This is a genomic window from Cryobacterium sp. Sr3 (assembly GCF_004402835.1).
GTDB lineage: Bacteria > Actinomycetota > Actinomycetes > Actinomycetales > Microbacteriaceae > Cryobacterium > Cryobacterium sandaracinum.
Genome location: NZ_SOFA01000024.1, coordinates 144,079 through 157,829, shown reverse-complemented (window position 1 = coordinate 157,829; position 13,751 = coordinate 144,079). Strand labels below are relative to the sequence as shown.

At 68.4% G+C, this 13,751-nt stretch carries 18 protein-coding genes and 1 tRNA gene; 6 read left to right on the top strand and 13 right to left on the bottom strand.

Annotated elements, in window-relative coordinates; all coding sequences use genetic code 11:
- Nucleotides 1–187 precede the first annotated feature (187 nt).
- From E3N94_RS06065 to E3N94_RS06055, 3 genes are all read left to right on the top strand, one after another.
- On the top strand, nt 188–1,459 hold the full coding sequence (locus tag E3N94_RS06065) for an MFS transporter (RefSeq protein ID WP_134569952.1): 1,272 nt from the start codon (nt 188–190) through the stop codon (nt 1,457–1,459).
- Between the two features lie 68 nt (nt 1,460–1,527).
- Nucleotides 1,528–2,028, top strand: coding sequence for a nitroreductase family deazaflavin-dependent oxidoreductase (locus tag E3N94_RS06060; protein ID WP_134342960.1), 501 nt, complete (start codon nt 1,528–1,530; stop codon nt 2,026–2,028).
- A 2-nt stretch (nt 2,029–2,030) separates the two neighbouring features.
- Nucleotides 2,031–2,687 (top strand): pentapeptide repeat-containing protein, encoded by a 657-nt coding sequence (locus tag E3N94_RS06055; RefSeq protein WP_166790072.1) that lies wholly within the window; start codon nt 2,031–2,033, stop codon nt 2,685–2,687.
- Nucleotides 2,688–2,878: 191 nt separating this feature from the next.
- Here E3N94_RS06055 and E3N94_RS06050 read toward each other — a convergent pair whose 3' ends face one another.
- From E3N94_RS06050 to E3N94_RS16480, 9 genes are all read right to left on the bottom strand, one after another.
- Nucleotides 2,879–3,763, bottom strand: a complete 885-nt coding sequence (locus tag E3N94_RS06050; RefSeq protein WP_104193868.1) for an EamA family transporter — start codon at nt 3,761–3,763, stop codon at nt 2,879–2,881.
- Between the two features lie 42 nt (nt 3,764–3,805).
- Nucleotides 3,806–4,345 carry a pilus assembly protein TadG-related protein gene (locus E3N94_RS06045; protein WP_104171588.1) on the bottom strand — a complete coding sequence of 180 codons (540 nt, stop codon included), beginning with the start codon at nt 4,343–4,345 and terminating at the stop codon, nt 3,806–3,808.
- Nucleotides 4,342–4,785, bottom strand: a complete 444-nt coding sequence (locus E3N94_RS06040; RefSeq protein ID WP_134569950.1) for a hypothetical protein — start codon at nt 4,783–4,785, stop codon at nt 4,342–4,344. The genes E3N94_RS06045 and E3N94_RS06040 overlap by 4 nt, the downstream gene beginning before the upstream one ends.
- 25 nt (nt 4,786–4,810) lie before the next feature.
- Complete coding sequence (locus E3N94_RS06035; protein ID WP_233191293.1) at nt 4,811–5,221, bottom strand: TadE family protein; 411 nt, start codon at nt 5,219–5,221, stop codon at nt 4,811–4,813.
- A 6-nt stretch (nt 5,222–5,227) separates the two neighbouring features.
- The gene (locus tag E3N94_RS06030; protein ID WP_104100207.1) at nt 5,228–5,416 is read right to left on the bottom strand and encodes a hypothetical protein; all 189 of its coding nucleotides are present in this window, start codon (nt 5,414–5,416) and stop codon (nt 5,228–5,230) included.
- A gap of 68 nt (nt 5,417–5,484) precedes the next feature.
- A complete protein-coding gene (locus tag E3N94_RS06025; protein WP_134569955.1) occupies nt 5,485–6,423 on the bottom strand; it encodes a type II secretion system F family protein in 939 nt (312 codons plus the stop codon).
- Nucleotides 6,420–7,277, bottom strand: a complete 858-nt coding sequence (locus E3N94_RS06020) for a type II secretion system F family protein (RefSeq protein WP_104100209.1) — start codon at nt 7,275–7,277, stop codon at nt 6,420–6,422. Before E3N94_RS06020 ends, E3N94_RS06025 begins: the two co-directional genes overlap by 4 nt.
- Complete coding sequence (locus E3N94_RS06015) at nt 7,274–8,506, bottom strand: ATPase, T2SS/T4P/T4SS family (protein ID WP_104100210.1); 1,233 nt, start codon at nt 8,504–8,506, stop codon at nt 7,274–7,276. The genes E3N94_RS06020 and E3N94_RS06015 overlap by 4 nt, the downstream gene beginning before the upstream one ends.
- A complete protein-coding gene (locus tag E3N94_RS16480) occupies nt 8,503–8,652 on the bottom strand; it encodes a hypothetical protein (protein ID WP_166790071.1) in 150 nt (49 codons plus the stop codon). Before E3N94_RS16480 ends, E3N94_RS06015 begins: the two co-directional genes overlap by 4 nt.
- A gap of 40 nt (nt 8,653–8,692) precedes the next feature.
- Here E3N94_RS16480 and E3N94_RS06010 point away from each other — a divergent pair.
- The 3 genes from E3N94_RS06010 (at nt 8,693) to E3N94_RS06000 (ending at nt 10,348) form a co-directional block, all read left to right on the top strand.
- Nucleotides 8,693–8,774: transfer RNA gene (locus E3N94_RS06010), tRNA-Leu, on the top strand.
- A 1-nt stretch (nt 8,775) separates the two neighbouring features.
- A complete protein-coding gene (locus E3N94_RS06005) occupies nt 8,776–9,459 on the top strand; it encodes a DedA family protein (RefSeq protein WP_134371733.1) in 684 nt (227 codons plus the stop codon).
- A 124-nt stretch (nt 9,460–9,583) separates the two neighbouring features.
- Nucleotides 9,584–10,348, top strand: coding sequence for a VTT domain-containing protein (locus E3N94_RS06000; protein WP_104100285.1), 765 nt, complete (start codon nt 9,584–9,586; stop codon nt 10,346–10,348).
- 67 nt (nt 10,349–10,415) lie between these two features.
- On the opposite strand, the gene E3N94_RS05995 is transcribed toward E3N94_RS06000, so the two are convergent.
- The 4 genes from E3N94_RS05995 to murI all read right to left on the bottom strand — a co-directional run bounded on the left by E3N94_RS05995 (nt 10,416) and on the right by murI (nt 13,609).
- Nucleotides 10,416–11,327, bottom strand: a complete 912-nt coding sequence (locus E3N94_RS05995; protein WP_134569949.1) for a cation diffusion facilitator family transporter — start codon at nt 11,325–11,327, stop codon at nt 10,416–10,418.
- Between the two features lie 92 nt (nt 11,328–11,419).
- Nucleotides 11,420–12,010, bottom strand: coding sequence for an RdgB/HAM1 family non-canonical purine NTP pyrophosphatase (gene rdgB, locus E3N94_RS05990; protein ID WP_104100213.1), 591 nt, complete (start codon nt 12,008–12,010; stop codon nt 11,420–11,422).
- Between the two features lie 4 nt (nt 12,011–12,014).
- Nucleotides 12,015–12,749, bottom strand: coding sequence for a ribonuclease PH (gene rph / locus E3N94_RS05985; RefSeq protein ID WP_104100214.1), 735 nt, complete (start codon nt 12,747–12,749; stop codon nt 12,015–12,017).
- Complete coding sequence (murI, locus tag E3N94_RS05980) at nt 12,746–13,609, bottom strand: glutamate racemase (protein WP_104100215.1); 864 nt, start codon at nt 13,607–13,609, stop codon at nt 12,746–12,748. The genes rph and murI overlap by 4 nt, the downstream gene beginning before the upstream one ends.
- Nucleotides 13,610–13,751 lie beyond the last annotated feature (142 nt).

The window sequence follows — 13,751 nt, the reverse complement described above, 5'->3', positions numbered from 1 at the left end:
TTGAGTTTCTGTTCCTAGACAGTCAGAAACCTAGACAGGAAGCGGCGTGCGGCCGTTAAGGCGCTCCGAAACACCCACAGATGAAGCAGGAGAGCCAAAATCTCCGTCGAATTCGTTCGGGTCGAAGGTGCCGTAAGGGTGCGGACTCGAAACACCAACACCCGCCCGGGGATAACATCGACAAGCCATGAGTAACGCCGACCGCCCCTTCCAGATGCGTTCCGTCGCACTCGCCGCGTTCCTACCGACCCTCCTGTTCTCGATCGGCGAGGGCGCGATCATCCCGCTGATCCCGATCGTGGCCAACGACCTGGGTGCCACACTCGCGATCGCAGGGTTCATCGCCGCCATGATCATGGTGGGTGAACTGGCCGGGGACATCCCCAGCGGCTGGGTGGTCTCCCTCATCGGGGAGCGCAACGCCATGATCTGGGCATCCTTGCTCACGATCATCGCCGTACTGATCTGCATCGTCGCTCCCAACCCGCTCGTGCTGGGCATCGGCATCTTCCTGATCGGCCTGGCCACCGCCGTGTTCGCCCTGGCCCGCCACGCGTTCATGACCAGCTTCGTGCCTCTGGCCTACCGGGCCCGGGCGCTGTCGACCCTCGGCGGCATCTTCCGCGCCGGCTGGTTCATCGGCCCGTTCATCGCCGCCGCCCTGCTCAGCCTCACCGACAGCACCGAGTCGGTGTTCTGGGTGTTCGTGGTCTGTTGCCTCGGCGCGGCCGCGATGCTGCTCCTGCTGCCCGATCCCGAGAGCACTTTCGGTGGCCCGCAACTGGTGAAGGCGCCCGACGGATCTGTCATGCCGGCCGGGCGGGAGCTCGCGGCCGAGGAATCCCAGGGGCTGTTCCGCACCATCTGGGGCCACCGAGCGGTGCTCCTGCGCCTTGGCACGGGCGCGGGCCTGATCGGGGCGATGCGCGCCTCCCGCACGGTGCTGCTCCCGCTCTGGGCGGTCAGCATCGGCATCAGCGTCCCCGACATCGCCCTGATCATCGGCATCGCCGGCGCGGTCGACTTCGCCCTCTTCTACGTCAGTGGCCAGATCATGGACCGTTTCGGCCGCCTGTGGACCGCCATCCCGTCGATGATCGGCCTAGGTGCCGGGCACCTCATTCTCGCGTTCACACACGACTTGCCCGGCAACGTGGAGTGGTTCGTCGCCGTGGCCATGATCCTGTCGCTCGCCAACGGCATCGGCAGTGGCCTCCTGATGACGCTCGGCGCCGACCTGGCCCCGAAGAACAACAGCCCGGCACCGTTCCTGGGCGCATGGCGCTTCACCGCCGACCTGGGCGGGGCCGTCGCCCCCCTGGCCGTGGCCGGCCTGACCGCGGTCGCCACCATCTCGATCGCCAGCGTCGTGATGGGAGTGTTCGGACTGTTCGGCGCCGTGATTCTGGGCCGCTACATCCCCCGCTACGCGCCTCGCCGGCCGCGCATGCGTCCCTGACGCTGCCTCGGCCCCGACGCGCTGAACCCGGGGGAATGGGAGTCCGACCGAGGGCGTTTAATGGTCGTATGCCCCTCATCGGAGAATACGAGCCCGGCACCCAGCAGTGGGTGCGCGACCAGGTCGACCTGTACGAAAGCTCCGGAGGCACGGAAGGCACCACCCTGCGCGGGATGCCCGTCATCGTGCTCACCACCCTCGGGGCCAAGTCGGGCAAGCTGCGCAAGACCCCGCTGATGCGCGTGGAGCACGAGGGTGCCTACGCCGCCATCGCCTCCCTCGGCGGCAGCCCGAAGAACCCCGTCTGGTACGGCAATGTGGTGGCCCACCCTCTCATCGAGCTGCAGGATGGCCCCAGCCGTCAGGACATGCTGGCCCGCGAGGTCACCGGCACCGAACGCGCTGCGTGGTGGGAGCGGGCCGTGGCCGCGTTCCCCGACTACGCCGACTACGAAAAAAAGACCGACCGGGTCATCCCGGTGTTCGTGCTGGAAGCGGTTCCCCCCGCCGCTCCCGCTGCCGGCGCTCCCGCCACTACTACTGCCGCCGCGGCTGCTCCCGTCTCCTGACGGTGGCACGCGCGAATACCCGCGGTCCCCGAATCGACCGAATCGTGTTGGCCGGCCTGACCGACTCCGACGGCAGCGACCTCCGCGCCGGTGACAGCCGGGAGGCCGAGCGCTTCAGCGCATGCGACCTGTCCGGCCGGGACCTGACCGGCATCGGCTTCCAGGAGTGCGAGCTGCGCGGAGTCTCCCTCAGCGACACGCAGTTGCGCGGGGCATCCGTCGCCGACTGCGTGGCCCGCGAGCTGCACGCGGCCGTCTTCTGCGCGCCCCGCTCGAGCTGGCGGGACGTCAGGGTGGAGCACTCCCGGCTCGGGTCGCTCGAGCTCTACGAGGCCACCCTGCGCTCGGTGCACATCGACGAGTCCAAGCTCGACTTCGTGAACCTGCGCGGGGCGACGCTGATCGATGTGCTGCTCTCCAACTGCATCATCGAGGAGCTCGACCTCGGCGGCGCCACCGTGCAGCGCTTCGAGATGCGCGACTGCCGCGTCGGCACCCTCGATGTGACCCGTGCCACCCTCAAGGACGCCGACCTACGCTCGAGCGACTTCAGTGCCATCCACGGGCTTGAGGGGCTGCGCAGCGCCACCATCGATGACGCCCAGCTCAGCCTGCTTGCGCCCGTTTTCGCCGCACACCTCGGCATCATCGTCACCTAGCCGAGTCAGTCCCCGAGCCGCGGGCGCTGCGCAGATAGCCTGTCCCCAACGAATTCGACGGAGATTTTGCCAAAATCAGCCCCAGACCCGCTGAAAACAGGCCTTTGAGACAATATCTCCGTCGAATTGGTTCAACGCCGGGCAGCCGGCGACGGATGCCCGCACGCGCCCGATCGGAGAATCGCGCCCGATCAGGGAATCGCGCCCGCGATGATCTCGAGTTCGGATTTCGGCGTTTCGCGCTGGCTGGCGATGGCCGCGCCGGCCGCCACGCACACCACAAGGATGGCGATCTGCTGCTGCACCAGGAAGGTCTCCCCCAGTACCAGCGCGCCGAACAGCGCCGCGATCACGGGGCCGAAGCTGGTGATGATCGCGTAGAGGCGCGGGGTGATGCGGCGCAAGATGAAGGTGTCCAGCGTGTACGGGAACGCCGACGAAAGCACGCCGATGGCGAGCAGCAGCCCGATCACGCCCCAATTGAGGCTCGGCCAGTCGACCGTGAGCAGCGCGAACGGCACCAGCAAAGTCAGGCTGACGACGCTGGCCACGGAAATGCCCTCAAGCCCGGGGAAGGTCACGGCCACCTTGCGGGTCAGCAGAATGTAGGCCGCCCATGACGCCGCCGCGGTCAGGGCGAAGAGGATGCCGAGCAGATTGAGTGCCCCGTCAGACCAGGTGAGCAGGAACACCCCACCGGCCGCCGCGGTGGCGTAGACGAAGTCGAGCAGGCGGCGCGACGAGGCCAGCGCCAGAGCAAACGGACCGAGGAACTCGATCGTGGCCGCGATGCCGAGCCCGAGCAGGTCGACAGCCTCGTAGAAGGTGAGGTTCATCACCGCGAGCACGACACCGAGCGCCAGCGCCGGCCACAGCCGACGCCAGCTGAGGCCGGCCAGTTTTGGCCGGTAAAAGGGCAGCACCGTGGCGGCCATCACCAGCTGCCGCACTGCGACGACGACGGGCGAGCCGACAAGCGGAATGGCCAGACCGGCGAGGGACGACCCGAAGTTGATGCTCACCTCGGTCACGACCTGGGCGCCGGCACCGGTCAGGCGGTCGCGCTCGGCCGTCACGGTTCTCCTCCCCTGCGCCGGGTCAGGCGCGTTTCGCTAACGCTAGCGGAACACCGAGCGCGCCACCGCCGTGACCTCCAGCGGCACCCCGGCCGGCAGCAGCACGGCCAGCACCGGCGGACGCCAATAGGCACTCAGTGAAACCGTGGCGCTTTGCCCGTCGACGGATGCCGCACCGCTCACCCTCAGTCCCTCCATCCGGCCATCCGGGGTGGCTGCGAGAAACTCTTCCACGGCCGTCCGCACTCCAGCAGACGACAGGGAGGGTCGCAACTCCGCGCCCGAGCCGTCGACCGTGACGGCCATCGCGCCCAGGTCGAACGCCTCGGCCCCGGCGAGCGCAGCGCCGTCCGCGAGGGTCAGCAGGCGTTTGCGCTCCAGGTACAGAGAGGTCGCGGCCACGACGACGAGGATCAGCAGCAGGGCGAGGAAGCCGTAGAAGATCGTGAGGATGAGCGTCGATCCCTTCTCGCCTCCGGGCCGGATCGGCAGCCGGCGCCGCCACCGCGCCGCCCGCGATCCCGATGGCGTGCCCGCGAGCGCGGCCGCGCAGGCGACCGCCGAGCCTCCGCCGCCGCTCATCCGGCCCGCCAGAAGCGGGACACCGTCTGCGTGGCCTGGGCCTCCAGGGGAACACTGGCCGAGTCGCGCAGTGAGAGGAGGTCCGGCAGCAGCGGCAAGGCCACCCGGATGCGCACGGTGACCGTGACTGTGCTCTGCCGGGTCAGGCATCCGTTCACACCGGCCTCGCAGGCCACGTTTACCTCGGCACCCGCAGGGTCGATGCCGTAGTCCGTGAGCCCGAACTGCACGGCCCGCTCGGCGCGGGCGTTCGCCGCGGCCTCATCGGGCGCCTGGACGTAGACGCGTGCGGCCTGGCGGGCTGCTCCCTCCACGGCGAGGGCGCCGCCCTGCAGCGCCGCCATCGCCAACACCAGGTAGACGAGCGGCGCCAGCAGGATCAGGCCGGCCGTGATGAACTCCAGCGAGACCGAACCCTGCTCTCCGTTCGCCGACCACACACGCCAACGGCTGACTCGGCCCCCACTACCGCAGGGTCTCGACCGCCGCATGTCCGACCACCTCCAGCCCGCGATCGACGCCGAACAGGGCCAGCAGCGGCAGCGGCGCCACGACGCGCACCTGCACGCTCGGGAACCCGCCATAGTCCCCATAGCTGGCCTCCACATCGGTTGCATACGCGGGCCCGATCGACGTCGTGATCAGCTCGCGGGTGCGTGCCGCACCCTCACCCAGCCCGCTGTCGGCGAGCGCGGCGTACCGGGCTCCCTCGGCGGCGGCGTCAAGCACGGTGTTGCGCACGAGCAGGGTCAGCCCCAGCTGCATGACGCCGAGCGTCAGCGCGGTCAGCAGTGCGCCGACCATCACGAATTCGGCGGCCGCCGACCCCTCCTCACCACCGAGCGATCGGGTTCGGTTCCCCCGCGTGCGCGTCACGGCCGGTCACATTCCGCTGACCCGGTCGATCGCCTGTTGGAACACACCGCTCAACGCCGGACCGGCCAGACCCCAGATGATCATGACCAGCCCGGCCGTCATCAGGGTGATGAGCACCCATCCCGGAACGTCGCCTCGTTCATCGCCCCCGGCATCGCTCCACCGGTCGCGCACACGTCGCTGCAGTGTCTTCATGATTGACTCACTTTCTCTCGTGGGGACAGTGGTTCTCTCGTGCGGCAGTGGTTCAGTGGTTCAGTGGTTCAGAATCCGCTCTGCAGGATGAATAGGCCGGGGAAGATCGCGAACAGGATCGTCATGGGTAGAATCAGGAAAACGAGCGGCACGAGCATGGCCACCTCTTTCTTGCCGGCCACCTCGATCAGTTCGCGTTTGGCCTCGTCGCGGGCATCCTGCGCCTGGGCGCGCAGCACCTCCGCGAGCGGGGTTCCCCGGTCGAGCGCACCCGTGACCTGATCGACCAGCCGGGTCACCGCAGGCAGCGCGATCCGACGTGACAACGCGTGCAGGGCGGTGGCGAGCGGCACCCCGGTGCGCACATCCGCCACCACCCCCGCCAGCTCCCGCGACAATTCGCCCGTGCTCGTGCGCGAGACCCGGGCGAGCGCATCCAGGATGCCCTCCCCCGCCGACAGAGACAGCGTCATGAACTCGAGGACGGTCGGAAACTCGCTCTGCATGCGCGCGAGGCGGGCGGTGGCGGCGCGGCCGAGCATCCAATCGCGGGCCAGCGCGCCGCCCGCCGCGGCGACCACCGGCAGAACGACCTGCACCAGCACCGGCATCGACCGAAACGCCGGCAGGGCAACCACCGCACCTGCCCCGACGAAGAGTCCAGCGAGCGCCCACACCACCTGCTCCGATCGATACTCGTCGGTGCCGCGGACCGACCCCGACTGCCGGAGCCGTCGGGCGATCGTCTCCGTGCCGCCGAGAACGGCGCCGAACGCTCGTTTGAGGGCGCCGAACACGGGCGCGAACAGGGTGCCGAGCACCGGCAACGGATGCACCGTCGTGCGCCCCACGAATAGCCGCGCCTCCGCCGACACGTCGAGGATGTACGGCGCCAGCCTCTGCGCGAGGCGCGGCCGACTCAGCCGAGGCACCAAGCTGGCGAGCGACCAGAGCCCCACGCCCAACGCGGTGCCGCAGAACAGCGCCCAGGCCTGCGCGGCGCTCATTTGAACCACCGGCGTTCCTCTGGCAGCCGTCCCAGCGCCACCATCAGGCGGTAGGCAACCACGGAGACGCCGAGGCCGCCGACGATCACGACGACACCGGCGGAGGTGTTGTAGGCAACCGCCGCCTCCGGCCTGGAGGCCAGGAGCAGCAGCACGATCCAGGGCGCGGCCACGCCCAGCCGCGCCGCGTTGACGATCCAGGACTGGCGCGCCTCGACCTCCGAGCGGATGGCGGCATCCTGCCGGAGCCAGGCCGCGAGGCTGCGCAGCACGACCGTGAGGTCGCTGCCGCCTACCTCCCGGGCCATGCGCAGCGTCTCCAGGATGCGGTCGGCCACCGGGTCACCCAGGGAGACCTTGAGCCCGTCGACGGCGGAACCGAAGTTGCCGGTCGCTTGATATTCCCGGGCGAACTCGGCGAAGGCGGGCCGCGTCGACAGCGGGCCAGCCCCTGCCAGGCTGCCGACGCTGTCCGGCAGTGCCAGGCCCGACCGCACCGCTGACACCAGGTGGTCAACGACGTCGGGCCAGACGGCGCGGTTCGCCCGCCGCCGGGCGCGCACCCGCCAGACGACCATCAGCGTCGGCAGCGACAGCCCGGCGAGCGCGGTGACGATCGACAGGGCAGCGATGCCCAGGAGGGCCTGGCTCAGCGCCGACACCGCCAGCCCCAGCACCACCGAGAGGGCGACGAAGGCCGGCAGCGGCAGGCTGCCGAGTCCGGCCTGGGCGAGGTTCGCCCGCAGCCGTCCCGGCGTGCGGGACCGGGCCTTGCCCCTGGTGCGCGGCCAGAGGAACGGCGCGGCGACCAGGAGCAGCCCGGTGCCGAGCAGAGCCCCGAGTGCGAGCGTCATACGGCCCCGGCCCGCAGCACGATGGCCGGGTCGAGTCCGGCCGCGTGGAACTTGGCCAGCTTCGTCGGATACCCCCCGGTCGGCTCAAGGGCGCCCCGCTGGGCCAGGAAGATCGGGCTGGCCTCGATCATCGCCCCTGACAGTTGGCCGCTCGGCGCAAGGATCTCCGTCACCCGGCGCCGTCCGTGCCGGTCGATCTCGCAGTGCACGACGATGTCGATGCAGCCGGCCACGGTCGGCAGCACGAACGAGGAGTCGATGTTGCGGCCCGCCAGAAGCGGCAGCGTGGACAGTTTGCCGAGCGCATCCCGGGCACTGTTGGCATGGATCGAACACATGCCCGGCAGCCCGCTGTTCAGGGCGATGAGCAGGTCGAGACTCTCGGCTTCGCGCACCTCGCCGACGATCAGCCGGTCGGGGCGCATCCGCAGCGACTCCTTGATCAGGCGGCGCAGGGTGATCTCCCCGGTTCCCTCGAGGCTCGGCTGGCGGCACTGCATCGCCACGACGTCGCGCGCGGCCAGGTCGAGTTCGAACGTCTCCTCCACCGTCACGATGCGCTCGTTCTTGCGCGTGGCCGAGAGCAGGGCGTTGAGCATGGTGGTCTTGCCGGTCTGGGTGGCACCGGAGACGAGGATATTCTGCCCGGCCAGCACGCACATGCGCAGAAACTCGGACGATTGCTGCGTGAGCGACCCGAGCCCGACCAGCTGGTTCAGGTCGCGGATGCGCCGGGTGAACTTGCGAATATTGACCGCCCAGTGCTGGCGCGTGATATCCGGGATGACCACGTGTAACCGCGACCCGTCGGGCAGAGAGGCATCGACGAACGGGGAGGAGAGGTCGACGCGGCGGCCGGAGGCCTGCAGCATCCGCTCGACCAGGTCGCGCACCTCCCGCGCGGTGAGCACCATGGTGGTCAGCTCGGGCACCCCGTCGCGGGCCACGAACACCCGGCTGGGCGCGTTGATCCAGATTTCCTCGATGCCGGGATCGTCGAGGAACGGTTGCAGCGCCCCGAACCCGGTCAGTGAGGCCACGACCTCGCGCGCCGCCTGGCGCTCGTCGGCGATCAGCGGCAGGGAGTTGCCGAGCGCCCGCTCGGCGTAGCGCTGCACCTCGTCGCGCACGTACTGCTCGGCGAGCCCGGAGTTCGACGCCAGGTCGACGCCGTCGCGACGCACCCGAGTGCGAACCTGCTCGGTGATGATGCGCACGGCTTCGCTCATTCCTGCATGATCGCCCATCCCTCGCCGACCACGCCCGACTTATCCACAGCCACGCGCCCGGAGACGTGCAGATCTGGCCGACCCGTGCGGCGATGCGACAGTGCGGTGGCCCCGGTGCCCGGTCCAGAGAGGTGGCCAACGCTCACGGGCGGGGCTCTCCCTCGAAGTACACTGGAAGCGCACTTCGCGGGAGTGGTGAAATTGGCAGACACGCAGGATTTAGGTTCCTGTGCTTTCGAGCGTGGGGGTTCAAGTCCCCTCTCCCGCACATGAGTCACATCTCGGCCCTGGACGGCCAATTGAACGAACTGCTGGAGAGTACCAGCGTCGTTCTGTTCTACCTGCTCGTTTGGGCCCTGGTCTTCGCCGGAACGGCGGTGTTCCTTGGGGTCTTCATCCCGTTCATCACCGGCGACTCCCTGCTTTTCGGCTCCGGCCTGGTGGCTGCATCCACGCCGAGCCTGAGCATCGCCGTTCTGGCCGTCGGAACCGGCATCGCCGCGTTCCTGGGTGACCAGGTCGGTTTCCTGCTCGGGCGCCACTTCGGCCGCTCCTACCTGGACCGCCACGGCGGCCGCCACACCCGCACGGCCATCGCCAAGACGGAGACCTTCTACCGCAAGTACGGCTGGTGGTCAGTGGTCGTCGCCCGGTTCATGCCATGGGGCCGCGTCTTCGTGCCCGTGATCGCCGGCGTCGGCCGCATGAACTACTACACGTTCCTGACCAGCAATCTGGTCGGAGCCCTGGCCTGGGGCGTGGGTCTTACTCTGACCGGCTACTACGCGGCCGCCATCCCTGGCGTGAAGAGCACCGCCTATGTCATCGCCGGGGTCTTCATCACCGCCTCAATCGTCTTCGGCATGCGCACCCTGCTGATGGATCGCGCCCAGAACCGGCTGGATGCCCGCAGCGCGCTCCCCGACGACCCGACAGTGGTCCAGGCTCCCTGACCCACTGCGAGCCCACGGCGCACTGTCGGAAAACCGCGTTAGCCTATAACAGAGCACACAGTGATCCCGCCGCCCGGCCGATCTGACCGACGCCCACAGGAGTTTCTTAGTGATTCATACAGCCCTGCTTCCCACGGCAGTCATCCCCTGGCTCGACCCGGAAGTCCTGATCAACGGGTTCGGACCCTGGGCCCTCCTGGGCGTCTGCGCGATCGTCTTCGCCGAGACCGGCCTGCTGGTGGGGTTTTTGCTTCCCGGCGACACCCTGCTGGTCATCACCGGCCTGCTGACCTTTGCCGGGGTCATCCAGATCGACATCTGGTGGGTGGCCCTGGCCATCGGATTCTCGGCCTTTTTCGGCGGAGAAGTCGGCTATCTGATCGGGCACAAGTTCGGGCCCAGGGTCTTCGAGCGCAAAGAATCCGGTTTGTTCAGCATCAAGAACGTCGAGCGCACGAACGCGTTCTTCGTTCGCTTCGGCGGCGTGGCCGTCATCGTGGCCCGCTTCGTGCCGATCGTGCGCACCTTCGCCCCGGTCGCGGCCGGCGTCGGCCACATGGACTACCGCAAATACTCGCTGTACAACCTGATCGGCGCCCTCCTCTGGGGCACCGGCCTCACCTACTTCGGCTTCTTCCTGGGCTACATCCCGCCAGTCGCAGATTTCGTTCAGAACTACATCGACATCATTTTGCTGGCCGCGGTCTTCATCACGCTCATCCCCACCGTTTTCCACTACCTACAGTCCGCGTCCAGAGCCCGCCGGGACGCACGCACCGGACGGACCATCCAAACCGGAAGCCTCGTCCTCGACGCCGACGCCTTCGAGGACATCCACAAGCACACGCACGACGAGCACACGCACGACGAGCACAAGCACGACCTCTGAGCTCAACGCAGTCGGACTCAACACAGTCCGGGCTCAACACAGTCCGGGCTGCTCCCGGCGGGTCACGCTACCGGTGCGGGTTCTCCTCGTGCGCCGCGTGCTCGGCCGGCTCGAGCTGGAACGTCGAGTGGTCCACATCGAAATGGTCGGCCAGACACGCGGAAAGCTCATCGAGAAGTGCGCCGGAGCCACCCGAGCCGAGCACCACAGGTTCGACCACGACGTGGGCACTGAAGACGTGGGCTCCGGAGGTGATCATCCACACGTGCACATCGTGCACCGCCACCACGCCGTTCGTTTCCAGCAGGTGCCGTCGGATCTCTGCGACATCCGTTGAGGCCGGCACCGATTCGCTCAGCACCCGCACCACGTCGCGCAGCAGCACGAGGGCTCGGGGCGCGATCATGCCGGCGATGACCAGCGACGCGATCGCATCGGCCTGTACAAAGCCCGTCACCAGGATGACCCCGGCCGCGGCGATGACCGCCACTGAGCCCAGGGTGTCCCCGAGCACCTCGAGGTAAGCGCCGCGCATATTGATCGACGACTCGGCCGCCGGGCGCAGCAGGAGCAGGGCCGCAACGTTGGCCAAGAGGCCGATCACGGCCACGACCAGCATGGGAGTTGCCCGCACCTCGCTGCCGCCGGCGTCGACCAGTCGGCCGACGGCGCCGATCACGACGGCGATGGCAACCCCCACCAGGATGAGCCCGTTCAGCAGGGCACCGAACACCTCGGCCCGTTGGTAACCGAACGTCTGCCGGTCGGTAGCCGGCCGCGCGGCCACCACGGTGGCCGTCAGAGCGATGATCAGACCCGCGAGGTCGGAGAACATGTGGCCGGCATCCGCCAGCAGGGCCAGGGAACCGGTCAGCCAGGCGCCGACGACCTCCACCACGAGCACCGCGGCGACAATCCCGATCGCCACCGACAGACGCGCACGGTTCGTCTGCGAGGTGTGCGCGTGATCATGGCCCATGCCTCCACGCTAGGGCCGCGGGCACCCGGCCGCCAGTTCAGCCGTCAGTTCGGAATGAGTGCCGTTCTCAGCAGTCGAGACGGATGCGCCAGTCAGGCTTCCAGCAGCGTCTCCAGCACCGGAATCAGCTTGCCGAAGGCCCTCGCCCGGTGGCTGTGCTCGTTCTTCACGTTCGGGGTCAGCTCGGCGGCGGAGATCGCATAGCCGTCGGGCAGGAAGATCGGGTCATAGCCGAAGCCGCCGGCGCCGCTCGGCTCGGTCAGGATCTGCCCGAGCCATTCCCCGGTCACGTGCCACTCCGTGCCGTCGGGCATGGCCAGCGCGGCGACGCAGGTGAAGTGTCCGCCGCGGTGCTCGGCGGCCACATCGCCCAACTGCCAGAGCAGCAGCTGCAGGTTCTGGTCGGAGTCCCGGGCGGGCCCGGCCCAGCGTGCCGAGAAGATGCCGGGCGAACCGCCGAGGACGTTCACGCAGATGCCGGAGTCGTCGGCGATGGCCGGCAGACCGGTGTGCGCGGCGGCGGCGCGCGCCTTGATCAGAGCGTTCTCGGCGAAGGTGACGCCGTCTTCGACCGGCTCGGGGCCGTCGTAGGCCAGCACGTCGAGGTCGGGGAGCCGGGGGGCGAGGATGCGCCGCAGCTCCTCGACCTTGTGCTGGTTGTGGGTGGCGAGAACGACCTGCATGGCCCTAGCGCCCCAGCGCCGTCGTCTGGAACTCGGTCAGGGAGATCGTCCCGGCCAGCGCCAGGTCGAGCAGAGAATTAAGTTCGGTGCGGTCGAACGGCGCGGCCTCGGCCGTGCCCTGCACCTCCACGAAAAGGCCGCGGCCGGTTACGACCACGTTCATGTCGGTCTCGGCCCGGGAGTCTTCGGTGTAGGCAAGGTCGAGCATGGACTCACCGCCCACGATGCCCACGGAGATGGCCGCGACGCTGTCGATCAGAGGCTGGGCCTTCTGGCTGAGGAACTTCTTCTCCCTGCCCCACTCGAGGGCGTCGGCCAGAGCCACGTAGGCTCCCGTGATAGCCGCGGTGCGGGTGCCGCCATCGGCCTGGAGCACGTCGCAGTCCAGCACAATGGTGTTCTCGCCGAGTGCTTTCATGTCGACCACGGCGCGCAGGCTGCGTCCGACCAGGCGGCTGATCTCGTGGGTGCGCCCGCCGATGCGGCCCCTGACCGATTCGCGGTCCATTCGAGAGTCGGTGGAGCGCGGCAGCATGGAGTACTCGGCCGTGACCCAGCCCTTGCCCTTGCCGGCCATCCAGCGGGGTACGCCGTTGGTGAACGAGGCCGTGCAGAGCACCTTGGTGCGCCCGAACGAGATCAGGGCCGACCCTTCGGCCTGGTCGCTCCAACCGCGCTCGATCGTGACGGGGCGCAGCTGGTCGTTCGTTCGTCCGTCTACGCGCACGGTGTCGGTCACGGGGTCTCCTTGGGGTTGGGATGCGATGCGGCGAACTCGGCAAGCTCGCTCAAACTGAAGGACCCGGTCTCGACCAGGTCGACACGACCGATTTCCGGCCCGATCAGCCGGTGAGCCAGGTGCAGAAAATCGTCGGCGCTGTCGCCGGTGGCCTCGTACCGGTAGCTGGGCGGCGCCTGCTCGGTGCGTTCCAGGCCCTGGCTCACCAGCAGCCGGTACACGTCGTTGGCCGTCTCAGTGTCGCTGGAGACGAGGGTCACGGTGTCCCCCATCACGTAGGAGATGGCACCGCGCAGGAAGGGGTAGTGCGTGCATCCGAGAACGAGCGTGTCGACTTCCGCGGCCCGCAGCGGGGCGAGATAGCCTTCGGCGACCGACAGTAGTTCGTCGCCCGTGGTGATTCCCGCCTCGACGAATTCGACGAACCGTGGGCAGGCCTGCGTCAGGAGCTGGATGTCGGTGGCCGCGGCGAACGCGTCGTCGTAGGCGCGCGATTTGACTGTGCCCAGTGTTCCGATCACGCCGACCCGGTTGTTGCGGGTGGTGCGCACGGCACGGCGCACAGCCGGTTGGATGACCTCGACCACGGGAACGCTGTAGCGCTCACGGGCATCCCGGAGCATCGCGGCCGAAGCGGTATTGCAGGCGATGACCAGCATCTTCACATCTTGGGCAATCAGGTCGTCGAGAACGTCAAGGGCGAAACCGCGCACATCCGCGATCCTCTTCGGGCCATACGGAGAATGCGCAGTGTCTCCGATATAGAGGATCGATTCATTCGGCAGTTGATCCTTGATTGCCCGGGCGACAGTCAGGCCGCCCACTCCGGAATCAAAGATTCCAATCGGTGCATCCGTCACGACAGTTGAGCCTAGTCGGAATCCCTGACCCCCACCCGTGTACGCGCGGCACCCGGTCCGGCGCGGCCGGAGATCACCTCTCGGACAGGAAGATTGACGGCATGTTCCCAGTCTCGCCCCGGTAGCGTCAGCACGTTCCATT